This is a genomic window from Arthrobacter mobilis, assembly GCF_012395835.1.
GTDB classification, from domain to species: domain Bacteria; phylum Actinomycetota; class Actinomycetes; order Actinomycetales; family Micrococcaceae; genus Crystallibacter; species Crystallibacter mobilis.
Window position 1 is genome coordinate 99,805 of record NZ_JAAZSQ010000005.1, and the last position, 26,424, is coordinate 126,228.

Annotated in this window: 27 protein-coding genes and 1 pseudogene; 18 read left to right on the forward strand and 10 right to left on the reverse strand. The window is 66.0% G+C overall.

Annotated features, from left to right (window positions below):
- Positions 1-9 precede the first annotated feature (9 nt).
- From HGG74_RS07520 to HGG74_RS07530, 3 genes are read left to right on the forward strand one after another with little or no spacing between them, the layout of a single operon-like run.
- Entirely contained in the window at positions 10-786 is a 777-nt protein-coding gene (locus HGG74_RS07520) for an SDR family NAD(P)-dependent oxidoreductase (RefSeq protein WP_168485737.1), read from the forward strand.
- Positions 783-1,826 (forward strand): NAD(P)-dependent alcohol dehydrogenase, encoded by a 1,044-nt coding sequence (locus tag HGG74_RS07525; RefSeq protein ID WP_168485738.1) that lies wholly within the window; start codon positions 783-785, stop codon positions 1,824-1,826. Before HGG74_RS07520 ends, HGG74_RS07525 begins: the two co-directional genes overlap by 4 nt.
- Complete coding sequence (locus HGG74_RS07530; RefSeq protein WP_168485739.1) at positions 1,814-2,530, forward strand: SDR family oxidoreductase; 717 nt, start codon at positions 1,814-1,816, stop codon at positions 2,528-2,530. The genes HGG74_RS07525 and HGG74_RS07530 overlap by 13 nt, the downstream gene beginning before the upstream one ends.
- A gap of 75 nt (positions 2,531-2,605) precedes the next feature.
- Here the strand turns inward: HGG74_RS07530 and HGG74_RS07535 are convergent, their stop codons facing one another.
- Positions 2,606-3,340 carry a FadR/GntR family transcriptional regulator gene (locus HGG74_RS07535; RefSeq protein ID WP_281356098.1) on the reverse strand — a complete coding sequence of 245 codons (735 nt, stop codon included), beginning with the start codon at positions 3,338-3,340 and terminating at the stop codon, positions 2,606-2,608.
- A gap of 139 nt (positions 3,341-3,479) precedes the next feature.
- Between HGG74_RS07535 and HGG74_RS07540 the strand changes: the two genes are divergently transcribed.
- From HGG74_RS07540 to HGG74_RS21490, 8 genes and pseudogenes are all read left to right on the forward strand, one after another.
- A complete protein-coding gene (locus HGG74_RS07540; protein WP_168485836.1) occupies positions 3,480-4,667 on the forward strand; it encodes a fumarylacetoacetate hydrolase family protein in 1,188 nt (395 codons plus the stop codon).
- 8 nt (positions 4,668-4,675) lie between these two features.
- Entirely contained in the window at positions 4,676-5,647 is a 972-nt protein-coding gene (locus HGG74_RS07545) for a C-terminal binding protein (RefSeq protein ID WP_205761551.1), read from the forward strand.
- A 15-nt stretch (positions 5,648-5,662) separates the two neighbouring features.
- Positions 5,663-7,099, forward strand: coding sequence for an aldehyde dehydrogenase family protein (locus HGG74_RS07550; RefSeq protein ID WP_168485742.1), 1,437 nt, complete (start codon positions 5,663-5,665; stop codon positions 7,097-7,099).
- Positions 7,100-7,102: 3 nt separating this feature from the next.
- On the forward strand, positions 7,103-8,635 hold the full coding sequence (gene xylB / locus HGG74_RS07555) for a xylulokinase (RefSeq protein WP_168485743.1): 1,533 nt from the start codon (positions 7,103-7,105) through the stop codon (positions 8,633-8,635).
- Positions 8,628-9,269 (forward strand): HAD family hydrolase, encoded by a 642-nt coding sequence (locus HGG74_RS07560; protein WP_168485744.1) that lies wholly within the window; start codon positions 8,628-8,630, stop codon positions 9,267-9,269. Before xylB ends, HGG74_RS07560 begins: the two co-directional genes overlap by 8 nt.
- Positions 9,270-9,294: 25 nt before the next feature.
- Positions 9,295-10,053 carry a ribose-5-phosphate isomerase RpiA gene (rpiA, locus tag HGG74_RS07565; RefSeq protein WP_168485745.1) on the forward strand — a complete coding sequence of 253 codons (759 nt, stop codon included), beginning with the start codon at positions 9,295-9,297 and terminating at the stop codon, positions 10,051-10,053.
- A 49-nt stretch (positions 10,054-10,102) separates the two neighbouring features.
- Positions 10,103-11,575 (forward strand): aldehyde dehydrogenase (NADP(+)), encoded by a 1,473-nt coding sequence (locus tag HGG74_RS07570; protein ID WP_168485746.1) that lies wholly within the window; start codon positions 10,103-10,105, stop codon positions 11,573-11,575.
- 84 nt (positions 11,576-11,659) lie between these two features.
- A pseudogene (locus HGG74_RS21490) lies at positions 11,660-11,877 on the forward strand (DNA alkylation repair protein); the annotation flags it as partial.
- Positions 11,878-11,938: 61 nt separating this feature from the next.
- On the opposite strand, the gene HGG74_RS07580 reads toward HGG74_RS21490, so the two are convergent.
- Positions 11,939-12,769 (reverse strand): MOSC domain-containing protein, encoded by an 831-nt coding sequence (locus tag HGG74_RS07580; protein WP_168485747.1) that lies wholly within the window; start codon positions 12,767-12,769, stop codon positions 11,939-11,941.
- A 286-nt stretch (positions 12,770-13,055) separates the two neighbouring features.
- On the opposite strand from HGG74_RS07580, the gene HGG74_RS07585 reads away from it, so the two are divergent.
- Positions 13,056-13,829 (forward strand): maleylpyruvate isomerase family mycothiol-dependent enzyme, encoded by a 774-nt coding sequence (locus HGG74_RS07585; protein WP_205761553.1) that lies wholly within the window; start codon positions 13,056-13,058, stop codon positions 13,827-13,829.
- 33 nt (positions 13,830-13,862) lie between these two features.
- Here the strand turns inward: HGG74_RS07585 and HGG74_RS07590 are convergent, their stop codons facing one another.
- Complete coding sequence (locus HGG74_RS07590) at positions 13,863-14,126, reverse strand: hypothetical protein (protein WP_168485748.1); 264 nt, start codon at positions 14,124-14,126, stop codon at positions 13,863-13,865.
- 230 nt (positions 14,127-14,356) lie between these two features.
- On the opposite strand from HGG74_RS07590, the gene HGG74_RS07595 reads away from it, so the two are divergent.
- From HGG74_RS07595 to HGG74_RS07620, 6 genes are all read left to right on the forward strand, one after another.
- Positions 14,357-15,691 carry an MFS transporter gene (locus HGG74_RS07595; protein WP_168485749.1) on the forward strand — a complete coding sequence of 445 codons (1,335 nt, stop codon included), beginning with the start codon at positions 14,357-14,359 and terminating at the stop codon, positions 15,689-15,691.
- Between the two features lie 43 nt (positions 15,692-15,734).
- Positions 15,735-16,874, forward strand: a complete 1,140-nt coding sequence (locus HGG74_RS07600) for a thiolase family protein (RefSeq protein WP_168485750.1) — start codon at positions 15,735-15,737, stop codon at positions 16,872-16,874.
- Entirely contained in the window at positions 16,871-17,188 is a 318-nt protein-coding gene (locus tag HGG74_RS07605) for a zinc ribbon domain-containing protein (RefSeq protein ID WP_168485751.1), read from the forward strand. Before HGG74_RS07600 ends, HGG74_RS07605 begins: the two co-directional genes overlap by 4 nt.
- The gene (locus HGG74_RS07610) at positions 17,185-18,783 is read left to right on the forward strand and encodes an ATP-dependent acyl-CoA ligase (RefSeq protein ID WP_246262731.1); all 1,599 of its coding nucleotides are present in this window, start codon (positions 17,185-17,187) and stop codon (positions 18,781-18,783) included. Before HGG74_RS07605 ends, HGG74_RS07610 begins: the two co-directional genes overlap by 4 nt.
- A gap of 85 nt (positions 18,784-18,868) precedes the next feature.
- Complete coding sequence (locus HGG74_RS07615) at positions 18,869-19,843, forward strand: LysR substrate-binding domain-containing protein (protein ID WP_168485752.1); 975 nt, start codon at positions 18,869-18,871, stop codon at positions 19,841-19,843.
- Between the two features lie 188 nt (positions 19,844-20,031).
- On the forward strand, positions 20,032-21,525 hold the full coding sequence (locus HGG74_RS07620) for an APC family permease (RefSeq protein ID WP_168485753.1): 1,494 nt from the start codon (positions 20,032-20,034) through the stop codon (positions 21,523-21,525).
- 171 nt (positions 21,526-21,696) lie between these two features.
- On the opposite strand, the gene HGG74_RS07625 is transcribed toward HGG74_RS07620, so the two are convergent.
- From HGG74_RS07625 to HGG74_RS07655, 7 genes are all read right to left on the reverse strand, one after another.
- On the reverse strand, positions 21,697-21,987 hold the full coding sequence (locus tag HGG74_RS07625; RefSeq protein ID WP_205761593.1) for a putative antibiotic biosynthesis monooxygenase: 291 nt from the start codon (positions 21,985-21,987) through the stop codon (positions 21,697-21,699).
- Between the two features lie 114 nt (positions 21,988-22,101).
- A complete protein-coding gene (locus HGG74_RS07630; RefSeq protein WP_168485754.1) occupies positions 22,102-22,875 on the reverse strand; it encodes a carboxymuconolactone decarboxylase family protein in 774 nt (257 codons plus the stop codon).
- A 26-nt stretch (positions 22,876-22,901) separates the two neighbouring features.
- Complete coding sequence (locus HGG74_RS07635) at positions 22,902-23,819, reverse strand: NAD(P)-dependent oxidoreductase (protein ID WP_168485755.1); 918 nt, start codon at positions 23,817-23,819, stop codon at positions 22,902-22,904.
- Positions 23,812-24,210: a carboxymuconolactone decarboxylase family protein gene (locus HGG74_RS21495; protein WP_168485756.1), complete on the reverse strand. Its 399-nt coding sequence runs from the start codon at positions 24,208-24,210 to the stop codon at positions 23,812-23,814. The genes HGG74_RS07635 and HGG74_RS21495 overlap by 8 nt, the downstream gene beginning before the upstream one ends.
- A complete protein-coding gene (locus HGG74_RS07645) occupies positions 24,207-24,614 on the reverse strand; it encodes a cupin domain-containing protein (RefSeq protein ID WP_168485757.1) in 408 nt (135 codons plus the stop codon). The genes HGG74_RS21495 and HGG74_RS07645 overlap by 4 nt, the downstream gene beginning before the upstream one ends.
- The gene (locus tag HGG74_RS07650; protein ID WP_168485758.1) at positions 24,611-25,546 is read right to left on the reverse strand and encodes an NAD(P)-dependent oxidoreductase; all 936 of its coding nucleotides are present in this window, start codon (positions 25,544-25,546) and stop codon (positions 24,611-24,613) included. The genes HGG74_RS07645 and HGG74_RS07650 overlap by 4 nt, the downstream gene beginning before the upstream one ends.
- The gene (locus HGG74_RS07655; protein ID WP_168485759.1) at positions 25,539-26,411 is read right to left on the reverse strand and encodes an SDR family NAD(P)-dependent oxidoreductase; all 873 of its coding nucleotides are present in this window, start codon (positions 26,409-26,411) and stop codon (positions 25,539-25,541) included. The genes HGG74_RS07650 and HGG74_RS07655 overlap by 8 nt, the downstream gene beginning before the upstream one ends.
- Positions 26,412-26,424: the final 13 nt, after the last annotated feature.

Here is a 26,424-nt window from a genome sequence, read left to right on the forward strand (position 1 = left end):
GAAGAAGCCTTGACCATACTGGACAGATTTAGACTCGACGGCAGGGTCGCAGTCGTTACTGGAGCGAACCGCGGGCTGGGCCGGTCTATCGCAACCGCGCTGGCAGAGGCGGGAGCACATATCGGCCTGGCTGCCCGCGATACCGGAAGCCTGCAGGAGCTGACGGCGCTTCTTGCGCAAACCGGGGCCAAGACGGCGGCAGCACCATGCGACGTTACCGATCCGGAATCGGTCGAGGCCGCAGTCGCCCGTTTCGAGGAAACCCTTGGCCCGGTAGACATCTGGATCAACAATGCCGGGATCACCTATTGGGGCCCGACGTTGGAGGCAGACCCGGCCGGCGGCTGGGAGACCATTCTGGCCACCAACGCGGGAGGGGTTTTCAATTGCAGCCAGGCGGTCGGCAGGAGAATGGCGGCCCGCGGCAGCGGGACCATCATCAACATCGGGTCGATTTCCGGGCTGATCGTCAACCGGCCCCAGTGGCAGGCTGCCTACAATGCCTCGAAGGCCGCAGTGCACCACCTCACCCGGTCCCTGGCTGTGGAACTGGCTCCTGCCGGGGTCAGGGTGAATGCGCTCGCGCCTGGGTTCATTGCTACTGACATGGTCTCGGAAATGTTCGACGTGCCCGAGTACAAAGAGGAATGGATCGACCGCGTCCCCCTGAAGAGGGCAGCCGATCCTATGGAAATCAGCAGCGCGGCAGTGTTCCTGGCCAGCGAGGCCGCCAGCTTCATGACCGGCTCGGTCGTCGTGGTGGACGGGGGATACACCCTGACATGAACGGACAGACAAACACCGCAGCTGTCATGACATCGGTGGGTGCCATAGAAGTAGCAGAGCGCCCGGTTCCCAGGCCCGGTGCCGGCGAGGTGCTGGTGAGGATCCACACCGTCACGGTCTGTGGATCCGACATCCATTACTTCGAACACGGCCGGATCGCCGATTTTGTCGTGGACGGGCCGATCATCCTGGGGCATGAGGCATCGGGGACAATCGTCAACGTCGGATCCGGCGCCGACCCCGGCCGGATCGGCCAAAGGGTGGCCCTCGAGCCGGGCATATCCTGCCGTACCTGCCGGCACTGCCTGGAAGGTAGGTACAACCTCTGCCCGTCCATGGCTTTCCATGCCACGCCTCCTTACGACGGGGCCCTGCAGACCTTCGTGGCGCTGCCGGCCCACCTTGCTCACCCTGTTCCCGATGATGTGTCCTTCGAGCGGGCTGCGCTCGTCGAGCCGCTGGCCGTCGCGGTGCAGGCATGCCGCAGGGCCAGACTGCGGGGTGGTGAACGGGTCCTGGTGGCCGGAGCCGGAGCCATCGGGCTGCTCTGCGCCCAGGTTGCCGCATCCATGGGGGCGGCGGAGGTGGTGGTTACCGACACTGATCCTGGGCGGGTGGAGACGGCCAAGGCCGCATTCGGGGTCCAGGCGGTCCTGGCGGATGAGGTCCAGGGCGATTTTGACTGCTTCCTCGAATGCAGCGGCGCCAACCGTGCCCTGGTGACCGGGCTCAGGATACTCCGGCCGGGGTCAGTTGCCGTCCTCGTAGGCATGGGGCAGCAGGAGATGAGCGAGCTGCCGCTGGGGTGGATGCTCGTTCGCGAGATATCCCTGTTGACGACTTTCCGCTACGCCAACGCCTATCCGGCGGCGATCGCGCTGGCGGCAAGCGGACAGATACGGCTTGACGGCTTGATTGGCGCCAGCTTTTCCCTCGAGGATTCGGCCGCGGCGTTCAATCAGGCACGAACAAACAAGAAAATTCTGCGTTCGGCTATCCGGATGCAGGCGCGAGGAATGGGGATGACGTGCGCGGGCTGAACGGGAAAGTCATGGCGGTCACGGGCGCTGCCGGAGGCATCGGCGAGGCCATCAGCCTTCGGCTGCAGGAAGAAGGGGCAACCGTCTATACCTTGGACTATAAAACGGCGGCTGTTGGCCGTCCGCTGACGATCGACGTCACCGACAGGACCACCGTCGACGACGCTCTGAACCGCATTCTGGCCGGTGAAGGGAGGGTCGATGGGGTCGTCGCAGCGGCCGGCGTAGTGGAAAACGACGTTGCCGCCGAGGACATGAGCCTAGAGACCTGGGACCGCATCCTGGACGTCAACCTGCGCGGGGTGTTCATCACCTGCCAGGTCTTCGGAAACCAGATGCTGCAGCAGGGACACGGCAGCATCGTGAATATCTCATCGATGAGCGGGAACCACGTCGTCAACGTCCCGCAAAAACAATGCGCCTACAACGCCTCCAAGGCGGGAGTGACCGCCCTGACGAAGTCGCTCGCTTCCGAATGGGCTGGTCGGGGCGTCCGGGTCAATGCCCTGGCACCCGGCTACGTCGCCACGCCCCTGTTGAAGGAAAAGAAGCACCAGTTCGCGCAATGGCTCGCCGCCACACCTCAGGAGCGAATGGCGGAACCGGCAGAAATAGCTGCGGCGGCGGCCTTCCTGCTCAGCGACGAAGCGGCCTATTTCTGCGGCAGCGAACTCCTCCTCGACGGCGGGTACAGCCTGCGCTGAAGCCGGCAGGAGACTTGCCCCGGAAAGACGATTCCAAACGAAGGTGCCTGCCGGCTGAACCGGCAGGCACCTTTTCTATGCGGGGGAGGCAGTAGCCGAAAGCGACCGGTTGCGGGGAACCAGGTCCCCTCCCTCGTCGACAATCCGTGACAGATGCCATTGGGTGGCCGCCGCTGCCGCCTCCGGATCGGAGCGGCTGATCGCCTCGAGGATATTCCGGTGTTCGTCCAAGGTGCGCGGCTGTGCCGCCAGGTAGGCGGTTGGCTCTTTGTACATATCCCGAAGCGCGCTGTTGATTGGTTCGGCCAGCCGGGCCAGCAAGCCGTTCTTCGTGGACTCGGACACCTTGTGGTGGAAGGCAAGGTCCAGGGCCAGACACTTTTCGAAGTCGTCTAGGTTGGCCGCCGCATCATCAAGGATCGTCTGCATCTCCTCGACGTCGCTGTCCGTACGCCGCTGTGCGGCAAGCCGGGCAATGCCGGGTTCAAGGATCTTGCGGATCTCCATTAGTTCGGAGAAATTCTCCGGCTGGAAGCGCAGGAGCAGTCGGTAGATATCCGTCACACCCTCCGTTCCCAGTTTCGAGACGGTCATCCCGCGGCCGGCCCGGATCTCCACCAGACCGCGCTGGTCCAGCAGCCTGGCCGCTTCGCGGATCACCTGACGGCTGACGTCGTACTTCTCGGCCAGCTCCGGCTCCGTCGGCATCTTGTCCCCAGGCTGCAGGTTGCTCGCCAGAATGAACTCCTGCATTTGCTCCGCCACGACTTCAGGCAGCCGGCGCGGCCGGTTCGTCCTTTCGGGTATCATCCTGCTCACCCCTTTCTCTGTACTGGCCTTGCCAGTTCCCGACAAACATATTATGTTATGACCATCCTGAGACAAGGATAGCTCTTATCGCCCGGCCCGGCTACGGGTGAGAGCCAATTTCGACTTCCTGAAGGACACCATGCACCTGGTTAACAACAACGATGATGTTTTGCCTGCAGATGCTGATACGGCCACCCTCGTGGGGCGGATCTTCGACCCGGCAGTGGGCGGCCCCTGCGTCGTAGCCGTCCGCGGGCGGGAACTGGCTGATATCACCGAAGCATTTCCGTCAATCAGCGACCTTTTCGAATCCGAGGATCCGGTGTCCGCAGTGCGGTCCGCCCAGGCCGCCCGCACATGGAACCTTGACGAGGTCCTGGAAAGCTCTCTGTCCGAGGGAACGGCCGGGCCCTACCTGCTGGCTCCGGTTGACCTGTCGGTGCTCAAGGCGGCAGGGGTCACTTTCGCGACTTCCCTCATGGAACGGCTGATCGAAGAGCGTGCCGGAGGAGACCCGGCCAAGGCGGACCAGCTGCGCGGCGAACTGGAATCGGTTCTTGGAGCGGAAATTTCCTCGATCGTCCCGGGAAGCCCGGAGGCAGCACGCCTGAAGGCCGACCTGCAGGAGCGCGGGCTCTGGTCCCAGTACCTGGAGGTCGGGCTGGGCCCCGACCCGGAAGTGTTCACCAAGGCGCCGGTGCTGTCGGCGGTCGGCTGCGGGCAGCAAATCGGCGTGGCGGAAGTCTCGTCCTGGAACAACCCCGAGCCCGAAGTCGCCGTCGTCATTACTTCCACCGGGCGCATCGTAGGTGCCACGCTGGGCAACGACGTCAATCTGCGCGACGTCGAAGGCCGTTCGGCCCTGCTGCTGCCGAAAGCAAAGGACAACAACGCTTCGGCAGCGGCTGGCCCCTTTGTCCGCCTGCTCGACGAGAACTTCACCCTTGACGATGTCCGCAACGCGGAAGTCCGCCTGGAAGTGCTCGGCGAAGACGACGGATTCGTCATGGACGGCGTCAGCCATATGGACCAGATCTCCCGGGACCCTGCCGAGCTGGCCTCGTATGCAGTGGGAGACTCGCACCAGTACCCCGACGGTATCCTCCTCTACACCGGCACCCTCTTTTCCCCCACGCAGGACCGCGACGGCGAAGGCATGGGCTTCACTCACCGGCTGGGGGATGTTGTCCGTATTTCAAGCCCGCAACTGGGTATGCTGGCCAACCGCGTGAACCAGTCCGAAAAAGCGCCCCGCTGGGAATTCGGCCTGCGCAGCTTTATCCGCAACCTCCACGAGCGGGGCCTGACCGGAAAGGTTGGTGCCTGATGGTCCGGATGGTAGTCACCGACCACATCTTTGCGGACCTCGAGCAGGAGCGCTCCGCCGCGGCGGCGTTGGGGACCGAACTTGAATCCTTCAATGTTGCGACCGAGGAAGAAACCGTGGAGGCCCTGCGCGGGGCAAACATCGCGCTCGTCAACTTTGCCCCCGTCACCGATGCAGTGCTCGCCGCCATGGCACCGGGCGCGGTCATTGTCCGCTACGGCATCGGTTACGACAACATCGATCTCGAAGCGGCCGACGCACGGGGAGTTTCGGTCTGCAATGTCCCGGACTACGGTGGGGATACCGTGGCAGACCACGCGGTGACCCTCGCCCTGATGCTGCTGCGCAAGGTCACCCAGTTCGACCGTGTCCTGGAGGCGGGTGAATGGACGTCGCCGCCGGCCCTGGCGCCGATACTGGCATCGAGCCAGACAACCGTCGGGCTGTTTGGAACGGGAAGGATCGGCCTGGCGGTTGCCCGCCGGCTGCAGCCCTTCGGCTTCAAAGTCATCGCCTACGACCCGTTCGCAAACCAGGAAACGGTCCGCGAGTACGGCATCGAACTGGTGCCGCTTGATGAGCTTTTTGGGCGGGCCCACCTCGTCTCCCTGCATGCGCCGGCAACGTCGGCAACCTACAAGATCGTCAACGCCGGCAATCTCGCGCGCATGCGTCCCGGATCGTTCATCGTCAACACCGCGCGCGGTTCCCTCGTGGACCAGGATGCTGTCCTGGGCGCGCTCGAATCAGGCCAGCTGGCCGGTGTCGGCTTGGATGTTTTCGACCCCGAGCCTCTGCCGCGGGAACACGGCCTGCGCAGGCACCCCAACGCCATCCTCACCCCGCACGCCGCCTTCTATTCCGAGCAGTCGCTGCAAAACCTGCAACGGCTGGCAGCGGAGGAAGCCATCAGGGCCGGACGTGGAGAAAAACTGCGCTGCCTCGTAAACAGCCCCGCCCTCACCACCTCCAATTTCTAACGGAAAGGTCAGACCATGACGGTCCTTCCTCAGATCAGGAACTACATCAACGGCCAGTGGCAGGACGCCGCAGAGCAGTTCCAGCCACGCAATCCGGCCACGCAGGAACCGATCGCCACGGTGGCAAACTCGAAGGAGTCCGACATCGACGCCGCTGTCAAGGCCGCACGCCAGGCCTTCCGCAGTTGGAAGCGCCTCAACCCGACCATCCGGGCGGAATACCTCCACAAGATCGGAGACGCCGTCGCCGGCCAGGAACAGAAGCTGGCGCGGGCCATCACCTTGGAAATGGGAAAAACCATCGGCGAATCCACCGGGGAGGTGCAAAAACTCGCCAAGGCGTTCCACTACTACGCCGAAGAAGCCACACGGATCAATGGCGACCTTATCCCGAATGACGCGGACGGGTTTGCCAGCATGATCATCCATGAGCCGATCGGCGTCATCGGAGCCATCACCCCTTGGAATTATCCGCTGGAATTGATCGGGTGGAAACTCTGCGCGTCCCTCGCCGCCGGATGCACCATCGTGGTGAAGCCCTCCGAATACTCGCCCGTCTCCGCCGCTGCGCTCTTTGAATGCCTTGAATCGGCAGGCCTTCCCGCCGGCGTGGCGAACCTGGTCCTCGGCAGCCGCGGCCCCGGCCCCATGCTCGTTGCCCATCCCGGCATCGACAAGATCGCCTTCACCGGCTCCACGGCCACCGGCACCGCCATTGCGAAGAACATCCCTACGGCGAAGCCGCTGTCCATGGAACTGGGCGGCAGCTGCCCGATGATCGTCACCGACAAGGCCGACGTGCAGATGGCAGTCAAGGGAGCGGCTCGCCGCGGGTACCGCAATGCGGGACAGATTTGCATCGCGGTGAACAGGATCTATGTCCACGAAAACGTCTACGCCGGGTTTGTCGACGGCCTGACTGCGGCAGTGGCCGCGATGAAGACCGGCGACGGTATGGACCCCTCCACCGATGTGGGCCCGATGACGACGCCGGACGGCGTCGACAAAGTGGAAGCGCACGTCAAGGACGCCGTCGGACGAGGCGCGATGGTCACCACCGGCGGATCACGCATCGCATCCTTGGCACCGGGAAACTTCTACGAACCCACCGTCGTCACGGAGTGCACTCCCGACATGCTCATCATGCACGAGGAAACGTTCGGACCCGTCGTCGGCGTCATGCGGTACAACGACCTCGACACTGCCATCGAGCTGGCCAACGGAACGGAAGCCGGCCTGGCCGCTTATGTCTACACCCAGGACCTGACCGAGACGTTCGAGCTGGGCCACCGGCTGGACTTCGGCAACGTAGCGGTGAACAACGTGGACGCAGGGATCATGAACGCACCCTACGGCGGCCGCAAGGGCAGCGGGTACGGCTACGAGCACGGCCGGGAAGGCCTGCACGGATACCTGCAGCTGAAGCACCTGCGGATACAGCACGGAGCATAGGCCATGGCAGCAACCAGCGTATCGCTCGGCATCGACATTGGAACCTCCTCCTGCAAAGCGGTGGCGGTAGGTCCCGATGGTTCGGTTGTCGCGGCCGCCTCGGCCGACTATCCCCTGTACACGCCTGGCCACGGCAGGAGCGAACAGGACCCCGAAGACTGGTGGACTGCCGCCAACCAATGTGTTCGACAGGTCACCCGGGCACTGTCCGCAGAAGGGGCCGAGGTCACAGCCGTCGGACTCAGCGGGCAGATGCACGGGCTGGTAGCACTGGACAGCGATAACAAGGTCATTCGCCGGGCCATCCTTTGGAACGACCAGCGCTGCGACCCGGAATGCACAGCCATCACGGAGAAGGCCGGAGGGATCGAGCGGGTCATCGAGGCCACGAACAACCGCCTCATCACCGGCTTCACTGCCGGGAAGATCCGATGGGTCCGGGACTACGAACCGGAAAATTTCGCACGACTGGCCAAAGTCCTGAATCCCAAGGATTACCTGAGATTCCGTATGACCGGCGTCTTCGCTACGGACGTCTCCGACGCATCCGGCACCGGCCTCTACGATGTCGCCGCCCGGCGCTGGTCGGAACTCATGCTCGAAGCCACCGGTATCCGCGCCGAGATGCTGCCGCAGGTGGCCGAGTCCACAGACGTGACCGGGACCCTGCTGCCGCAAGTGGCCAGGGACTGGAACGTCTCCAGCGATGTTCCGGTCTTTGGCGGCGGCGGTGACGCCGTCATCCAGACCCTGTCCATGGGCATCACCCGGCCCGGAGACATCGGGGTAACCCTCGGTACGGCCGGGATTGTGGCAGCGGCCTCCGACTTCTGCCCGGACAACAAGCAAGGAAAGGTCCAGGTCTCCTGCTACAACCGTCCCGGCTACTGGCATGTCATGGGGGTCTCGCTGACAGCCGCCGGCGCCCTGCAATGGCTGGCTGATACGTTGCAGGAGCTGGGCCCCGATGCCGGGATATCCTTCTCGAAGCTGGTCGGCCTCGCCCGGAACACGCCGCCGGGGGCCGACGGGCTGCTCTTCGTGCCCTACCTCGCAGGTGAGCGCTCGCCCCACTACGCGCCCAGTGCCAGCGCAGGCTGGGTTGGTCTGACCCGGATGCACCGACTGGGGCATTTGGTGCGAAGTGTCATCGAAGGCACTGTGTTGAACATGCGTGAGATCCTCGAGACCCTCCAGGATCTCGGCATCACCTGCGAGCGGATCATCGCCTCCGGCGGTGCCACGCGTGAACCCTTCTGGCTCCAGACGATGGCGGACATCTTTGGACGCGAAGTCGTCACCTTGACCGGGTGCGCCGAAGGAGGTGCCTACGGAGCAGCCATCACGGCAGGAGTCGGAGCAGGAAACTGGGACTCCTTCGACGAGGCCTTCGCCAACCTCCGGGTGGATGCTTCCTACCAACCCGACCCCGCGAACCACCAGTTCTATCTCGGCGTTTTCGAGGGCCACCGCCGGCTGTTCCAGGACCTGACCGAGGTGTACAAAGATGTGGAGCTGGCGAGAAAAAATGGCTGATATCACCGCTGTCATTTTCGATCTCGACGGTACGCTCGTCGACGGCTCCGCAGACATCGCCGACGCCATGAATAAGGCTCTGATGAAAGCAGGCGCCGAGCCCGTCACTACCGAACAGGTCGCTTCCTACCTCGGGGGAGGCCCCCGGATTCTCGTGGAGAAGTGCCTTGGAACCCACCGGGCCCGCCTTTCGAAGGACGCCGTCCAGGAGGTTCTCGAGGACTACTCGGCTTACTACCGCGCAAAACCGGCATCCAAAACGCTGCTGCTCGATACCGCTGCCACGGCCATCCCGAAGCTCATTGACGCCGGGGTGAGGGTGGGCATCTGCACGAACAAGCGCACCGCGATCGCCCAGGAAGTGCTCGAAGCCTTCGGCCTCGACAAATTTATCGGCGCGATCATCGGATCAGATCTGGCTGAAGCACCCAAGCCCAGCCCCCGGCACCTGCTGAACACCGTCAGCGCGCTGCAGGTCGATCCCGCCGGCACGCTGTACGTCGGAGATACCCACATCGACAGCGCTGCAGCCTCAGCCGCCGGAATTGCCTACGCCCATGTCGGCTGGGGCGAAGATAACGTTCCGGCACGACACCGGCTCAAGACGTTCGACGACCTCTTTTCCATCATCTAAAACCGGATTCCTGAACAGGAGAATAATGTACGAGGACCTCAGCCCGCAGGACGCAGCGAAATATGCGGCAGGAAAAGCAGCCGTCGAGAGGTATGCCAAGGACGGCGCCCGGCTCGGTCTGGGATCAGGCACCACCTCCGGCTGGTTCGTCCGCGCCCTGGGTGAAAGGGTCGCTGAAGGGCTCGACATCGTAGGCGTTCCCACATCGAATTCCACCCGCGACCTCGCACTGTCCCTCAACATCAAGCTCATCGATCTGAACGACCTTTCCGAGCCCCTCGACGTGACCATCGACGGACCTGACGAAGTCGACAAGGACGGCGACATGATCAAGGGCGGCGGCGCCTGCCTGCTGTGGGAACGGCTGGTCGCCGAAGCTTCCCGCAAGATGGTCTGCATCGCAGACAATAGCAAGCTTGTGGACCACTTGGGCAACTTCCCGCTGCCGATCGAAGTCATCCCCTACGGCTGGAAAGCGACCCGCCGATCGATCGCGGCCCTGCTCAAGGACCTCGGCTATGAGGACAAAGAGATCATTCAGCGGCACAAGAACGGCGAACCCGTTATCACCGACAGCGGAAACTTCATTCTCGATGTGAAGCTGGACAAGATTACGGACAAAGCACTGCTCGACACGAACCTCAACTGGCTCGCCGGCGTCGTCGAAAACGGACTCTTCACCGGCATCGCGTCCGAGATCATCATGGCTTCGCCCGACGGGTCCTTCGAGATCATCGACCTTCCCAACCGTAAGCCTGCCCGCCGTCCGGAATGGCGTAGCTAGGGCGGCGCGCAGGTCCCTGAAACCACCACGAACCGCTAGGAGAAGCGCGATGACCGCATCCACGGCTACCGTCCCCGAAACCACCACCGCCAACCAACTCGAAGCCATCCTCGCCGCCGCGCACACCGCTTCGCGTATCTGGGGCGGCTGGCTGCCCGCCGAGCGTGCCACGGCGCTGGAGGCCGTCGCCGATGCCCTGGATGCCGCGGCCGGCGAACTGGTCCCCACCGCCATGGCCGAAACCAACCTGCCCGAGGCCCGGCTGGCCGGCGAACTGAAGCGGACCACCTTCCAGCTGCGGCTCTTCGCCGAGGTCCTGCGGGAGGGCGGCTACCTGGACGCACGCATCGACCATCCGGACCCCGAATGGCCCATGGGAGCACCCCGGCCGGACCTGCGCCGCGTGCTGGAACCGGTGGGCCCGGTGCTTGTCTTCGCCGCCAGCAATTTCCCGTTCGCCTTCTCGGTGGCCGGCGGCGACACCGCCTCGGCACTGGCCGCAGGCAATGCCGTTGTGCTCAAGGCCCACTCCGGCCACCTGCGGCTGTCGGCGCAGACCGGCGAAGTGGTCGCCGCCGCCCTGGCCGGTGCCGGCGCGCCGGAGGGGATCTTCGCCGTCGTCTTCGGCACCGACGCCGGGCGCGAGGCGCTGAAGGATCCGCGGGTGAAGGCTGCCGGTTTCACCGGCTCCATCCCCGGCGGCCGGGCGCTGTTCGATATCGCCAACGCACGCCCGGAACCGATCCCGTTCTACGGCGAGCTTGGCAGCAACAACCCGGTGTTCGTCACCCCGGCCGCCGCCGCGCAAAACGGGCCGGAGATCGTCAACGGCTTCGTGGCCTCGTTCACCGCCGGCGCCGGCCAGTTCTGCACCAAGCCCGGCACGCTCTTCGTGCCGGCAGCATCCGGACTCACCGACGCACTGCGCCAGGCGGCACTGCCCGCCGCGGCCAAACTGCTGAACTCCCGCATCCAGCAGGGCTACCAGGAGGTCCTGGGCAACCTGGGGGCCAACACCCGGTTCTCCGTCCTGGTCCAGGGACCCGGCCCGCTGGCCGATCCACCCGGTCCGACACTGCTGCTCACCACCGCGGCCGACATGCTCGCCTCGCCGCACGAGCTGCAGCAGGAATGCTTCGGCCCCGCCGCCGTGGTGGTGGAGTACGACGACGCGTCGCAGCTTCCCCAGCTGGCCGAAACCTTCGAGGGCCAGCTGACCGCGACGGTCTTCGGCACCGGGACGGACGACGTCGCCGACCTGGTCGCTGTGCTGGTCCGCAAGGCCGGGCGCGTGCTCTGGAACCAGTGGCCGACGGGCGTGTCCGTCACCTACGCCCAGCAGCACGGCGGGCCGTACCCAGCCACCACTGCTGCCGGTTCCACCTCCGTGGGCACGGCGGCCATCGGTCGTTTCCTCCGGCCCGTGGCCTACCAGAACTTCCCGCAGCACCTGCTGCCGGCGGCACTGAAGGAAGACAACCCGCTGGGCATCCCGCGCCTGGTCGACGGCCGGCGCGCCTAGCGTTTCTGCCGGACCGTGGCCTGCGGACCGTTGCGGTCCGCAGGCCACGGCCGTATGCCGCCTGAGCAAATCGACTAGGCGGACATGTCCGCAGGGTTGAAGGACGCGCCGGACCGCCTGCAGCGGGCGATGAACCACACCCTGGCCCAGACCGGGATCGAGCACGCCGAGCACCGCGCCCGCGCGATCGGCATCGCGAGTGGCTGGAAGTGCTCAAGGACTACCTGGCGCCGCCGAACTGCACCTCCCCGTTCGCGCCCATCTGGACCACCAAAATGGCGGGCCGGGGAATGCGGTCTTGAGGGGCAGTGAGCAGGCCGGAAGCGCAGTCTTAAACAAAAGGGAGGACGGGGTAGCCGGCGGTCAAACCCCGCGCGCGTGGACGGCGTGGCCCGTCGCGAGCCGGCCGCCGGCGGTGACGTACGCGTAGACGCCCATGTTCGAGTGGCCCAGGTGTGCGTACAGAAGGTTCAGCATGGGCAGATCGCGCTTGGCTGTGCCAAGGTTGACCTCGGTGGCGGCGCAGCGGGCAGTTTCCTGGAAGACTTCGAGCCGCACGTCGCCGCACTCCAGCACTGAGCCCGGCAGCGCACGTTCGGCGAAGGGCTCCAGTCCCTCAAGATGGATGTTTGCCCGGAAGCGCAGTGGGTCAACAGTGACGCCGGCGCGCTCGCCGAGCTCACGCACGGAGGCAAGGTTGATGATCGACACCGCCTGCATTTCACGTTCGCCGGTGCGCAGCAGGTCCGGGAAGCGCAGCCCGTCCTCCTCCGCGAATACCGGCAGCCGATCCGCGGGCAGCTCCAACAGTTCGGCGACGTAGCCAACCAAGGCCTGGCGTCCGGCGGCGGTGGACAGATCCGCTGTCAGCACCGCAGGCGCCCCGGCCACGGTCCCCGGGGCGGGCGCCGCCGGGAACAACTGAAGGACGTCGGTGTCCGGATCATAGACGCTGCGCACCGCGGCGAGCCGTTCATCCTTCATCAGCACGTGGAACTCACGTTTTCCCAACAGCTGCCTGGCCCCGGGCACGTACCGGCCGTCGCGGCGGGCGAGGGCGTAACGGCGGTCGTGCGGAAAAGCCCGTCCGGCTTCCAGCTGTACCTCGTCCAAGCGCTGCGGACTCAGTCCCTTGACCGGGTAGTAATACAGCGAGTCGATGGTTCCGGACAGAGCGGAGGAATTCTGCGGCACAGAGCCAGTGTAGAAGGGAACGGCCCGCCCCTCGTGCAGGACCACCCCCATCTGGGCGCCAAAAGGGGGACGACGACGGTGCGTGCGCGCCGCCGTCGTCCTCTGACTAACGGTGGAGCTCTTTGCGGGGCTCGACGCAGGATCTGAAGGAACAGGCCTGCACGTGGCTGTTGCCTTGGCCGTTCCAAACCGTCGGAGGGAGACGGTAGCTTGGGCGTTGTCCGGACACCGGGTGCCGCCCGGAGCCGGACTGCAGGTTCCACAGGCCCCATCCCGGGAGGGAAGAATGAGCCAGACAAGCCAGCGTGTGGAAACCCGCGTCGAGACGGAGCGCGCCAGGCTGCTCCAGGTGTTGGAAGGGCTGGACGAACAGCAGTGGTCCGTTCCCAGCCTGTGCGCCGGCTGGTCGGTGCGGGACCTCGCGGTGCATCTGCTGATGCCCTATGAGGTGGCCGTGCCCCGGTTCATGGTCATGATGCTGCGGGCGAGGTTTGACTTCAACCGCGCCGCGGACCGCTGGGCAACCTCGGACAGGCGCTCGCCGTCGGAAGTGCTGGCCGGTCTGCAGGACACCGGCCACCGCAGGTTCTCGGTGCCGGGGGCGCCGGCCGAGGCGCCCCTGAGCCACCTGGTCATCCATGCCCAGGACGTCTACCGGCCTCTGGGCCTGCCGTCCCCGACCGACCCGGAGAACGCCGGCATCGTCCTGGGGCAGCTGACCAGCCCGCGGGCCCGAGGCCTGGTGCCGCCGGGAATCCTCGGGGGTGGCGTTTTCGGCCACGGACACGGACTGGAGCTATGGCGAGGGACCCCAGGTTTCCGGGACGGCCGTGGCGCTCCTGACAACGCTGTCCGGGCGTACCGCGGCGTTATCCGATCTGACCGGGGAAGGGGTGGCCGGCGTGCGTTCACGCCTGGAGCCGGCCAGTGCTGGGAACGCCTGATCCCGGCAGTGCCGGCGGTTCAAGACTGGGGTGAATGGTGCGTCACAGGTCTGTGTTTAACCGGGCCCTGCCGTGTAGCGGTTGACACACGCTGGATCTTCTTGCGAGCGAGGTAAACGCGTCTTGTGCCAGGTCCGGCCGGCGCCGGGCTACGCTTCTGTGCCTGCAGCGGATTCGCCCCTGAGGAACCGCGTGATGTTCTTGGGAAAGTCGTCCGCCAGGTTCTTTGACAGGCCCGCATCACTGATGCCCACTGCGATGTTGATTTCCGGCAGCAGCCCGTCCAGCGGGGTGACCAGCAGTCCGCTTGCCGACGGGGCGGGGGCGGTTCCTAAAATCCCGGCAGGTACAACGGTGATGCATTCACATCGTGCGTCACCTCTGATCCGGATGACCCCTGCCCGGAATGTCACCTGCTCCCTTGGTGCCTGGGTTACCCGGATGGGCATAGCCCTTGGCGACATAGGCATTCGACGGCGTTCAGCCCTGGGTGCAAACTGATGTGTAGTCATTCGTGACGCTCGTCACAAGCGGTCCACTTCGGTGTTCAGAGCACATGCCCGGCCTTAAGGGGCAGGGCTCCGGACCGAAACCCGCGCCAGCCCTACGACCGCCACGGTCCTTGGCACCAAGGAGCAACAAAATGTCCCATCATGAACAGCATCAGTTGGCAGGACAACGTCCAGGGCCCCGCCAATACGTTGTGGCCTCGCTCGTGGGCAACGCGCTTGAGTGGTACGACTTCTTCCTATACGCCACAGCATCGGCAGTCGTCTTCGGACGCCTGTTCTTCCCTGCGGACACCGACCCGCTGGTGGGTACGTTGGCCGCGTTCGCAGGCTTCGCCGTCGGTTTCGCCGCCCGGCCCTTGGGCGGAATCATCTTCGGACACATCGGCGACAGGATGGGGCGCAAGCGTGCGCTGGTCCTGACCTTGACGATTATGGGCATCAGTACCGCGCTGATGGGTTTGCTGCCGACCTACGCCCAGATCGGGCTGCTGGCGCCTGCGTTGCTCATCGTGCTGCGCATCGTCCAAGGCATCGCCGCGGGCGGTGAATGGGGCGGAGGCGTGCTGCTGATCAGCGAAAACTCCACCGATTCACGCAGAGGCATGCTCGCCGCCTTCAGCCAGGGCGGAATCTCACTCGGCTTCGTGCTGTCGTCCCTGGCCTTCTTCCTGGTCCAGCTGATGCCCGAGCCGCAGTTCCTGGCCTGGGGCTGGCGCCTGCCCTTCCTCCTGAGCGTGGTGTTGCTCGCCGTGGGCGCGTATATCCGCTTCCGGCTGCCCGAATCCCAGGAGTTCACGGAAACCCGCCAGAACCATTCCCATCACCGCGTCCCGGCACTGCAGGCGCTGCGCACCCATCCCCGCGAGATCCTGGTGGCCATGGGCCTGCGTGTGGCCGAGAACGGCGGCTCCTACATCTTCCTGTCCTTCTCGATTGCCTACGGAGTCCACGTGGGCGTGGATAAGGGACTGCTGCTGATGGCCGTGGCTGTCTCAATGCTGGTGTCATTCGGCACCTACATCTTCTTCGGACACCTCTCCGACAGGATCGGCCGCCGGCCTGTCTACGCCTTCGGCGCCGTGGGCATGATCGCTATGGCCTTCCCGTTCTTCGCGATGATCGACGCCAACACCCCCGGCATCGTCATCCTGGCCTTCCTCATCGGCAACGGTCTCTGCCACGGTGCCATGATCGGGGTCCAGCCGGCGTTCTTCCACGAACTGTTCTCTGCCGAAGTCCGGTACTCCGCGATGGCGATTGCACACGAGCTGGCAGCCGTTTTCGCCGGCGGTCTGGCCCCTGTCATCGCCACCGCCTTGTTGCTGCGCTTCGGTTCCTCCGTGCCGGTATCGATCTATCTGATTGGCATGGCCCTGGTGACCCTTGTGGCTTTGGCAGCTTCCCGCCGCATGGCGGGCTCAACCCAGCACAGGAACGCGGACCGGGCACCGGAAACCGTCTCCTGAGCGGCAGTAATCCTGCTCTGCCCACTTCAATGAAAGGACCCTCGTGACGGTCTCCATCATCGGGACGGGACAGTCCCCGTACACCCGCCACCCCGCTCCAGGGACGGACACAGCCCAAGTCATTGCCCGGGCCGTCCGCAATGCCCTTGCCGACGCCGGCCTTGAGCCGGCTGACGTGGACGGGTTCGCTGTCTCCAGCTTCACCCTCGGGCCCGACCATGCCATCGACCTGGCTTGGCGGATGGGCCTGCGCCTGACCTGGCTGATGCAGGACACCAACGGCGGAGCCAGTGCCGGGGGCATGCTCCAGCACGCGGTCCGGGCGATCGAGGCCGGAGATGCCAGGGTCATCGTGCTCGCGGCGGGGGACCTGATGGACGCGGCCGCGTTCTCCCGGCTCGTGGCCCGCTACAACCGGGCTACCGAGGACCATCTTGCACCCCTGCCGATGAACGGACCGAACGCTCTGTTTGCGATGCTCACCACCCGGCAGATGGAGGCACTGGGGCTCAGCCGCGAGGATTACGGGCGCATCGCGGTCACCCAGCGCCAATGGGCCGCCGACAACCCCGCGGCCGTTTACCGGAAAGCCCTCACCTTGGAGGAATACCTCGACGCTCCCACTGTCGCCACGCCCCTGGGCCGCTATGACTGCGTGCCCCCGGTGACCGGCGGCGACGCCGTCGTCCTCGTCGCCGACCGGGGCAGCGGGACTCCGCGGGCCAGGGTGTTGTCCGTGCGTGCCTCGTACAACGCCGACCAGCAGGCCGGCGACGGACTGGCCACGGGACTGCGGGGATGCGCGCGGGCCGGCTGGGAGGACGCCGGAATCGGTCCGGCAGAGGTGGGCCTTGCCTGCGTCTACGACGACTACCCCGCCATGGTGGTGGCCCAGTTGGCAGACCTGGGCGTGCAGCCGCCCGATGAGGATCCGGCAGGTTTCATTGAACGCCGCATCGCCACCCGCAGTCTCCCGGTGAATACTTCCGGGGGCCAGCTTTCGGCGGGACAGGCGGGAGCCGCCGCCGGCATGCACGGTCTCGTTGAGGCGGCCCGCCAGCTCATGGGACGTGCAGGAGCCCGGCAGATCTCCGCCCGCCACGCCGTCGTCAGTGGATACGGCATGGTCCTGTACCGGTATGGCGCCTGCGCCACCATGTCGGTGCTGGAGGCGGCGGCATGAGCGCCATCATTCAGGCCTGCCTGGGCTGCGAAACCCTCCTGTTCCCGGCCCGCCTGTTTTGTCCACGCTGCGGGCAGGAAGACTTCGCGCCGTTTTCGGCTGAGCACGGGATCGTTGAGCAGACCACACGGCTGGCCGGCGGCACCGTTCTGGCGACCCTGGCCATCGAGGGCGGCCCCAGGGTCATCGCCCGCCTGACCGGCGGTGACGCAGCACCCGGCCAACGTCTGCCACTGACCAATGACCCGAACGCCGCATCCGGCGTCCACGCCTACATACCCGTCCACCCGAACGTGAATGAGGACAAGCCATGAAGCTTACGCCCACCGACCGGCACCTGCGTCCGCTGACCATCCCGCAGATGCTGCTGGAACGAGCCCGGAATGCTCCGTCTGCTCCCCTGTTCCGCTGCGGGGAGGTCCGCCGGGACAGCCAGGCGATGGCTGATGCGGCCGCCCGCGCCGGCGGGGTGCTGCGGAATGCCGGGATCGAGGCCGGCCAAACCGTCGCCCTGATGTCCTCGAACCGCACCGAGCTGCTGGACTTCATCCTTGGCTGCGCCTGGATTGGTGCCATCGCCGTTCCCGTGAACACAGCCAGCCGAGGCGAACAGCTCCGGCACGTGCTGGAGAATTCCGGAGCCACGCTGGCCGTCGCCGAATCCGGGCTGCTGCCGCACATCGCCGCCCTAGGCCCGCTGCCGGACCTTCGGCAGGCGTGGGTGCTGGACGGCCCGGTTCCCGCCCTGGACACCGCCTTTGATGTGCTTCCGGTCCCGGAACCGGCCGCTCCGGTCGAACCAGTGGACACGGCTCCGGCGGACACCGCTGCCATCCTCTACACCTCAGGTACCACCGGCGTCTCCAAAGGCGTGCTGTGCCCCCAAGGCCAGTTCTACTGGTGGGCCGTGAACATGGCGGACCAGCTAGAGCTCAGCTCCGACGACGTGCTGTACACGTGTTTGCCGCTGTTCCACACGAACGCGCTCAATGCATTCATGCAGGCGCTCGCCTGTGGAGGGGAGTACGTTCTCGGCCCGCGGTTCTCCGCTTCACGGTTCTGGGCTGACGCCTCCGCTGCAGGCGCCACGGTGACGTATCTTCTTGGGGCCATGGTCGGGATCCTCGCGGGCCGGGACCCCGGCCCCGGTGACCGGAACCACCGGATCCGCCTGGCCCTCTCTCCGGCCACGCCGGCCCGGCTCGTTGAGCCCTTCCGTGACCGGTTCGGCGTGCAGCTGCTGGACGGCTACGGCTCTACGGAGACGAACTCGGTGATCGGGTCCACCCCGCAGCAGTGGCGCCCGGGCTACATGGGGCGGGTGCGGCCAGGGTTCTCCATCCGTGTCGTCGACGCCGGCGGCGTGCCGGTTCCGTGCGGTGTTCCCGGAGAATTGCTGATCCGCAGCGACCAGCCGCACGCCCTGGCCACCGGATACTACGCAATGCCCGAAGCAACAACCAAGGCGTGGCAGGACCTGTGGTTCCACAGCGGAGACCGGGTTGTCGTCGAAGAGGACGGGTGGGTGCGGTTCGTTGACCGGATCAAGGACGTCATCCGCCGCCGCGGGGAGAACATCTCCTCCGTGGAGGTGGAGCAGGTGCTTCGCCAGCACCCGGCCGTCGAGGACGTTGCAGTATACGCAGTCGATTCGGAGCTGGGTGAGGACGAGGTGATGGCCGCGCTCGTCGTGCGCGGACCCGTTGATTTCGGTGAAGTGTGCGAGTTCTGCCGCCCCCGGCTGGCGTCCTTCGCCATCCCGCGCTTTCTGCGCGTCGTCGATGGACTGCCCCTGACAGAGAACGGCAAGGTACGCAAGCAGGTCCTCAAGGCCGCTGGCCGGGACGCCGCCCAGTGGGACCGCGAAATTGCGTATCCGAGACGCGCCGCTCCAGTGGGGGCGCGCTGACCCTGCGGAGCCTGCGTGTTTCGGGGCCCGGGGCAGGCACGCTCCGGGCCCCAAAACGCGGAGGCAGCGTCCGTAGGATGAAGACATGGACTTGCGGGGGCTGCTGGCCACTCACCTGAAGTTGCGTCATCTTGTACTGGTGCTCGCCATCGCAGAACAGGGCAGCCTGGTCCGGGCCGCCGAGGAACTGTACCTGACCCAGCCGGCGCTGAGCCGGGCCCTGCGGGAAGCCGAGCACGCCGTCGGTGCGCCCCTGTTCGAGCGGACCGGACGCGGTATGGTGCCTACGCCTGCCGGGCAGGCCTGCCTTGAGCATGCCAGGGCCATAATTGGGCATCTGAGTACACTTCAGCGGCGGGTCGACGAGCTGACCGATCCGGAAGTGGGGCTGGTGAGGGTTGGCGCGCACGTCACCGGGGCCAACCTCCTGCTGCCGCGCGCCGTCGCCCGACTCACGGTGGAAAGGCCCCGGGTCGAGGTCCGTCTGCGCGAGGCGCCGCCCGAAACCCTTATCCAGGAATTGGGCAGCGGAGATCTCGACCTGCTGGTGGGCCGGGTTACCGACCATCCCAGTACCGCACGCCTGCGGCTTGTCCCGCTCTACCGGGAGGAATTCCGCATTGTGGCCGCATCAGGGCACCCTGCACATGCCCTTCCGGAAGTCTCGTTGCAGGATCTGGTCAAGCACCGCTGGGTGGTGCCGCTGGCGAATACCCCGCTGCGTGATCAACTCGAACAGAACTTCCGCAACGCCGGACTGGCCCCTCCCGCACAGCAGGTCGAAGCCGCCGCCCCCGCGACCTTGCGCACGCTCGTGGCCGAGGCAGGCTTTCTCGCCCTCATGCCGGAGTCCATGGCGGTCGCAGAGCCCGGGCTGCAGATGCTCGGGCTGCACCTGACCGGTCTGGCCCAGCAGGTGGGCCTGATGCTCCATCCGGACAGACCGCTGACCCCCAGTGCCTTGCTGCTGGCGGAAATACTCCGGGACGTCGGCGACGAGATCGGCCGGGAACTCGAGGACACCACACCGACAGCGCCGGCTAAACGCAATGCCGTTTAGGCTGTCTCCGGGGCGGCCCCGGAGGCAGCCTGCTGCGGTGCAGCCGATGCCCAGCTGTCCCCGGAGCTGCGCGGTTCTGCGCATTGGTTGCCAAAGTGACCGGGGAGGGCGAAGGTGAAGTGATCACATCGCCGTCGGGAGTCCGGCGCGGTTCCCGGGGCGCCGTGTACCCGCTGTGGAGGTCGACCATGAGCACCACGTCCGACAAAGTCTTCGACGCAACTCCCGAAGGCGACGAACCCACGCTCAAGCGGGTCCTGGGACCGAAGCTCCTGCTCCTCTTCATCGTCGGTGACATCCTCGGCGCCGGCGTCTACGCCGTCACCGGGACAATGGCCGGCACGGTTGGCGGCATCGTCTGGCTGCCCTTCCTGCTCGCCTTCGTCGTCGCGACCCTGACCGCCTTCTCCTACCTTGAGCTGGTCACCCGGTACCCTCAGGCAGCGGGTGCGGCCCTCTACACGCACAAGGCGTTCGGGATCCACTTCGTCACCTTCCTCGTCGCGTTCGCCGTCGTCTGCTCCGGCATCACCAGCGCCTCGACCTCCGCCAACGTCCTTGCCCAGAACTTCTTTGGCGGCCTGGAGATCAACGGCTGGATGGACATGCCCGGACGGGGCGTGATCACCGCGGTTGCGCTGGGCTTCATGCTGCTGCTGGCGGCGATCAACCTGCGCGGGGTGGGGGAGAGCGTGAAGTTCAACGTGGTGCTCACCCTGGTCGAGATGATCGCCCTGTGCATCGTGATCGGCGTCGGCTTCTTCGTGATGGCCCAGGGGACCGGGAATGCAGGCGAGATCTTTGTCTTCAACGATTACCAGGACAAGGGATTGTTCCTGGCGGTCACCGCGGCCACCTCCATCGCCTTCTTTGCGATGGTCGGCTTCGAGGACTCGGTAAACATGGTCGAGGAGACCAGGAACCCCGAGCGGATCTTCCCGCGCACCATGCTGACCGGCCTCGGCGTCGCGGTGATCCTGTACATGCTGGTGGCCGTTTCCGTAGTCAGCGTGCTCTCGCCCACCGAACTGGAGCAGGTCAGGGAGGCCGAAGGGGCCGCGCTCCTGGAGGTGGTGCACAAGGGTTCGCCCGACTTCCCGATCGACACGGTCTTCCCGTTCCTCGCCGTCTTCGCGGTGGCCAACACCGCACTGATCAACATGCTGATGGCCAGCCGCCTGCTCTACGGCATGGCCCGCGCACACGTCCTGCCGCGGCCGCTCGGAAAGGTGCTGCCGGGACGCCGCACCCCGTGGGCCGGCATCGTGTTCTCCACGCTGCTGGCGCTGGGGCTGATCTGGTACGTCAGCAGCGACCCGGACAGCAACATCGTCGCCAACCTTTCCGGCACGACGGCGTTCCTGCTGCTGTGCGTGTTCACGGTAGTGAACGTGGCGTGCCTGGTGCTTCGGCGCAAGCGGGATCCCAACCGCGAGGTATTCTTCACCTCGCCGGGGCCGCTGCCGCTGGTGGCGGCCCTGCTGTGTGCCTTCCTCGCCGGCCCGTGGGTGGGCCGGAACCCGATCCAGTACCAGGTGGCCGGGGGCCTGATGGCCATCGGCGTGGTGCTGTGGTTCATTACCTGGCTGATCACCCGGAAGACCGGCACCGGACGGGGCGAACCGGCCGGCATGCAGAACATCGGGGACGACCAGGTCCCGCCGCAGCCACCGGGCCGCTGACCTCGTGCCGTAAGGCTGGCGGCATCTTCCCAAGGGTCCTGGTAGCCGTGGGCTGAATCCGGCACACGAGGTCCGAAGATGCGTGAAGTGAACGAAAGCGCGGCGACGACCACGGCGTGAACCTGGGCAAGCTGCGGGCGCCGGCGAAGCAGCCGGCGGGGCTGAGCGCATTCAGCTCGACCGGGACTTGGTCCAGCGGGTGTAGAGCTTGAGCAGGTTGGGCACCACCAGGTACACCGCCAGGGGGACGACGACCGCCGTGAGCACGAGCGAACGCAGTACCGGATGCCAGCCTTCGGCGAAGACGGACATGATGCTCATGCCAACCGCTACGATCGGGAAAATCGCCAGCCAGGTCACGAAGGCGCGCACATGCACCGAGGGAGCTGCCGAAGACGTATCCGGTGCGGCCCCGGAGACAATAGACGAGGTCCCGGGGGCGTCGGAAGTTTCGGCAATCATGTTGTTCCTGTCTTTGTGGAATTGGATCTCGGCTCCGTCGCGCCGGCCGCCAGCATTGCGCCGGCTGTGGCAGGCAGGGGCGGGACCTGCCGAACAGATCCCGCCGCCGTGCCGTCAGAGTGATGAGCCCTGCCGGGCGAACGCCTCGATTTCCTCGGCGATGATGGGGGCGCCGAGCATGGCACCGTGGATGCCGAGCGTGCTGGCGATCTCCATGACCTCGATGATCTCCTCCTTGGTGGCCCCGTAGCCGAGGGCGTTGCGGATGTGGAGCTTGAGGCCGGGGACGTACAGGTGCGTGGCTGCGACGTCGAAGGCGATGTAGATCATCTCCTTGATCTTCGGCTCCAGGACGCCCGTCTTCCAGGACACCGACGAGAAGTCGGTGTAGGCCTCGAACATCTCCGGATCCATTTCCAGGATTTCGTCCCAGAAGGAGTGCCAGTATCCCCGGTTGGCAGTGAACTCGGCCTTCAGCCGCTGCTGGTGCTCGTTGAGCTCGGCCGGTCCGTTCCTGAGGCCTTCTTCTTCGAGCACTTCGGCCAGGACAGGGATGCCGATGTTCATGGCATGGATGCCGAGGGTGCTGATTAGCTCCATGACCTCCATCAGCTCGCGGGGGGTGGCGCCGTATTCGAGGGCCTTCCGCACGTGCGGCCGGATGCCCGGCCCGAACATGTGGGTGGCATTGGCGTCGATGGCGATGAAGATGAATTCCTGCACCTTGGGTTCCAGGTGGCGCTTCTTCAGCGCCACGGAGGAGAACCGGCCATACTGCCGCAGAAACTCCGGGTTCAGTTTCAGCATGCTTTCCCACGTGTCATTCCACGTGCCGCGCGCCCGGATGAATTCATCCTTGATTTCCTGCTGGCTGGCTGTCAGTTCCATGTTCTTGTCCCCTCTTCAAGGTCTGTTTAAAGTTCTGCGGGCCGGGACGGCTGCTTTTCCCTGAGCCACCGGGCGATTTCGGTGTGGTCCGCCGTCGGCGGCAGGTCCTCGGCCGCCTGCTGCCAGCGTTCCACCGCGGCTTCGCTGAGCAGGCTGGGCACGCCCATTTCCGCGGCCAGCCCGGTGGCGATTTTCATGTCCTTGAGCATCAGGCGCAGTCCGAAGCCGGAATCGTAGGTGCCGGGGACGATGAAGTTCGGCCACTTGTTCTCGGTGGAGCCGCTCCGGCCGCTGGATCCGTTGACCGCCTCGAGCATGGCCGTGGCGTCGAGCCCGAAGGCTTCGCCAATCAGCATGGCCTCGGAAGTGACCCACAGATGGGCCGCGGACATGAGGTTGTTCAGGGCCTTCAGGGCATGGCCGGCACCGACGACGCTGCTGATATGCCGTGGCTTCCCGAGCACTTCCAGCAGCGGACGCACCTGCTCGAACTCCTCGTCCGGGCCGCCGGCCATGATGGTCAGGGTCCCGTTCTCGGCGCCCTTGACCCCGCCGGAGACCGGGGCATCGATCATGTTCAGGCCCTGCGCCTTCAGCTGTCCGGCCAGCTGCGCGGTCCGCATGGGTTCGGAGGAACTCATGTCCACCACGATGGTGCCGGGAGCCAGGGCCTCTTTCATCGCCGGGTCCGCCAGGACGGATTCGACGACGGCGGAGCTGGGCAGCATCAGGATCACGACGGCGGCGCCGCGGGCGGCGTCGGCGGCGCTTTCGACGGCGGTCCCGCCGGCATCGGTCAGCCTGGCCCGCGCACCGGGGTCCAGGTCGAACCCGGTGACCGGGTAGCCGGCGGCGGCCAGCCGGGCGGACATGGGCAAGCCCATGTTGCCCAGGCCGATGAACCCGACGGACGGCAGTGGTGCGCCGGGAGCTGGGTTACTCATTGCCCTTGAACTCCTTGATGACCTGCTCGGCAATGCGGAACGATTCGAGCGCAGCCGGCACGCCGACGTAGATGGCGGTCTGCAGCAGCACTTCCTGGATTTCCTCTTCCGTGACCCCGTTGGTCAGGGCGCCGCGGACGTGCACGCCGAGCTCGTGGCCGCGGTTCAGGGCGGTGAGCATGGCCAGGTTCAGCATGCTGCGGGTGGCCCGGGGCAGGCCCGGGCGGGTCCAGACTTCGCCCCAGCAGTATTCGGTGACCAGTTCCTGCACCGGGCGGGCGAACTCGCTGACCTGGCTCAGGGACTTGTCCACGTGGGCGTGGCCGAGCACCTCCCGGCGGGCGGTGAGCCCTTCCTCATAGCTCTGGCGGTGAGTCTTGTCGCTGGTCACTGGTTTTGGCCTTCCTGCGCGGGGGCGGTGCCGTACTGTTCGTCGCTGACTTCCTCGGCCCACTCGGTGGTGCCCAGGGAGATGGCGGTGTGGGTCATGAAGGCCCCGGGGGCGGCCCCGTGCCAGTGCCGCTCGCCCGGCGGGCACCAGACGGTGTCCCCGGCGTGCAGCACGCGCACGCCGTCGGCCTCGGTGCAGACCAGGCCTTCGCCGGCCAGGACCTGCAGGATCTGGCCGCGCTCGTGCCGGTGCCAGTAGGTCCTGGCACCGGGGGAGAAGTTGACGGTATTGATGGTCACCCCGTCGGTGGCGGGCAGGGTCAGGTAGTTGTTGACCGTGCCGGTGAACTGCGAGCCGGTCTTGCCGGCGGTGCCGGCCTGGTCGGTGCCGTGGATGAGTTTCATGCCTGTTCCCTTCCTGCTCTGTATGCGGCTGTGTCTGCGGCGCCGTCGTAAAGCCGGACCCCGCCGGAGATGTCGCCGATGGCGTCCACCACCGTGTTGCTGATTTCGTCCGAATAGCCCAGCTGCTGGGCCAGCCCGAAGGAGGCCAGCGGGGCGGAGGAGTTCGGGCTGGCCACGCCGAGTGAGGCGGCCAGGTCCACGTAGGCCAGCACGTCCTTCATCATCAGCGAGTTGGTCAGCCCACCCTTGAGGTAGTCGCCGTGGATGATCTTGGGGAACCGGTTCAAGGTGGCGAAGTTGACGCCGGAGCTGTTGTTGAGCACCTCCAGCAGCACCTCCAGGTCCAGGCCCGCCTTGCGCCCGGCGACCATGACCTCGGCCGTGGCGGAGAGGGAAATGGCGTTCAGGAAGTTGTTCAGCAGCTTCGCGGTGTGCCCGGCACCGACCTGGCCGCAGTGGAAGATGTGCTCGGCGAAGGCATCCAGGACCGGGCGCACCTGTTCCAGCGCCGCCGGGTCCCCGCCGGTCATCAGCGTCAGCGCGCCCTTCTCCGCCGCGGCCGCGCCGCCGGAGATGCCGGCGTCGATCAGGGTCATGCCCTTTTCCTGCAGCAGCGAGTGCAGCCGGATGGTCGAGGCCGGGGCGGAGGTGGACAGGTCCACCAGGACCTGGCCTTCCCGGGCATGGGCCAGGATGCCGTCCTCACCGAGCACCACTGCCTCGACGATTTTGCTTTCGGGCAGGGACAGCAGGACGGTATCGCAGGCATCCACCACCTCGGCCACCGAGGCGGCCGGGGCGGCGCCGGCCGCCTCGATGCTTTCGGCGCGGGTGTCGAACCCGAGCACCGGCCAGCCGGCATCCACCAGGCACCGGGCCATCCGCCCGCCCATGTTCCCCAGACCGATAAAGCCGACCTGTTGTTCACTCATGTGAAATTCCTGCCTTCTCTGCGGGGAAGTCCTTGCCGTACAGTGCGCGGTCGACGGATGCGGTGTCCCAGGCGCCGGCGCCGCCGGAGGGCCGGACGGTGTTGACGATGCTGGCTCCGCCGTCAGCCGGCAGGACCTGGCCGGTGATGTAGGAGGAATCATTGCTGAGCAGGAAGGCGACGCTGGCGGCGATTTCCTCGGCGCGCCCGGCCCTGCGCAGCGGAGTGGTGCTGGCCCGCTGTTCCATGTCGTTGGCCCCGCCGGGGGTGGTCGCCGCGGCGGCGAACAGATCGGTGGGGACGATCCCCGGAGCCAGCCCGTTGACCCGGATGCCCAGCGGGCCTCCGTACATGGCGGCGGCATGGACCAGCCCGACCACCGCGTGCTTGCTGGTGACGTACGGCAGCAGATCTGCGCTGCCGGTGAGGCTGGCGATGGAGGCAGTCAGGGCGATGTTCCCCCCTGATTCCTGCGCATGGAACTGGCGGAAGGCTGCCCGCAGTCCGAGGAACTGGCCGGTCACGTTGACGTTCATGACCCGCTCGAAGTCTGCCCGGGAAATGTCCGGAAGCGTGGCGAAGGTGCCGAAAATTCCTGCATTCAGGTGGTACAGGTCCACCCGGCCGAACTCTGCCACCGCCCGGTCCATGTACCGGGCAACGTGTTCCTCGTCGCTGACGTCAGCCTGCACCGCCAGCGCCGGCCCGGGAAGCGCGGCAGCTACGGCTTCAGCTGCCGTCCCGTCGATGTCGACTACGACCACCGAGGCGCCCTCGGAGGACAGCCGCTCGGCCGAGGCCTTGCCCAGGCCATTTCCGGCTCCTGTCACGATGGCGGTTTTGCCGGTGAATCTACCGTCAGTCACTGATTTCCTTTCC

Coding starts and splice junctions, on each gene's coding strand:
- HGG74_RS07525 (WP_168485738.1), top strand. CDS start 783: ATGAACGGACAGACAAACACCGCAGCTGTCATGACATCGGTGGGTGCC.
- HGG74_RS07535 (WP_281356098.1), bottom strand. CDS start 3,340: ATGATACCCGAAAGGACGAACCGGCCGCGCCGGCTGCCTGAAGTCGTG.
- HGG74_RS07540 (WP_168485836.1), top strand. CDS start 3,480: ATGCACCTGGTTAACAACAACGATGATGTTTTGCCTGCAGATGCTGAT.
- HGG74_RS07545 (WP_205761551.1), top strand. CDS start 4,676: ATGGTAGTCACCGACCACATCTTTGCGGACCTCGAGCAGGAGCGCTCC.
- HGG74_RS07550 (WP_168485742.1), top strand. CDS start 5,663: ATGACGGTCCTTCCTCAGATCAGGAACTACATCAACGGCCAGTGGCAG.
- xylB (WP_168485743.1), top strand. CDS start 7,103: ATGGCAGCAACCAGCGTATCGCTCGGCATCGACATTGGAACCTCCTCC.
- HGG74_RS07560 (WP_168485744.1), top strand. CDS start 8,628: ATGGCTGATATCACCGCTGTCATTTTCGATCTCGACGGTACGCTCGTC.
- rpiA (WP_168485745.1), top strand. CDS start 9,295: ATGTACGAGGACCTCAGCCCGCAGGACGCAGCGAAATATGCGGCAGGA.
- HGG74_RS07570 (WP_168485746.1), top strand. CDS start 10,103: ATGACCGCATCCACGGCTACCGTCCCCGAAACCACCACCGCCAACCAA.
- HGG74_RS07585 (WP_205761553.1), top strand. CDS start 13,056: ATGAGCCAGACAAGCCAGCGTGTGGAAACCCGCGTCGAGACGGAGCGC.
- HGG74_RS07595 (WP_168485749.1), top strand. CDS start 14,357: ATGTCCCATCATGAACAGCATCAGTTGGCAGGACAACGTCCAGGGCCC.
- HGG74_RS07605 (WP_168485751.1), top strand. CDS start 16,871: ATGAGCGCCATCATTCAGGCCTGCCTGGGCTGCGAAACCCTCCTGTTC.
- HGG74_RS07610 (WP_246262731.1), top strand. CDS start 17,185: ATGAAGCTTACGCCCACCGACCGGCACCTGCGTCCGCTGACCATCCCG.
- HGG74_RS07615 (WP_168485752.1), top strand. CDS start 18,869: ATGGACTTGCGGGGGCTGCTGGCCACTCACCTGAAGTTGCGTCATCTT.
- HGG74_RS07620 (WP_168485753.1), top strand. CDS start 20,032: ATGAGCACCACGTCCGACAAAGTCTTCGACGCAACTCCCGAAGGCGAC.
- HGG74_RS07625 (WP_205761593.1), bottom strand. CDS start 21,987: ATGATTGCCGAAACTTCCGACGCCCCCGGGACCTCGTCTATTGTCTCC.
- HGG74_RS07630 (WP_168485754.1), bottom strand. CDS start 22,875: ATGGAACTGACAGCCAGCCAGCAGGAAATCAAGGATGAATTCATCCGG.
- HGG74_RS07635 (WP_168485755.1), bottom strand. CDS start 23,819: ATGAGTAACCCAGCTCCCGGCGCACCACTGCCGTCCGTCGGGTTCATC.
- HGG74_RS07645 (WP_168485757.1), bottom strand. CDS start 24,614: ATGAAACTCATCCACGGCACCGACCAGGCCGGCACCGCCGGCAAGACC.
- HGG74_RS07650 (WP_168485758.1), bottom strand. CDS start 25,546: ATGAGTGAACAACAGGTCGGCTTTATCGGTCTGGGGAACATGGGCGGG.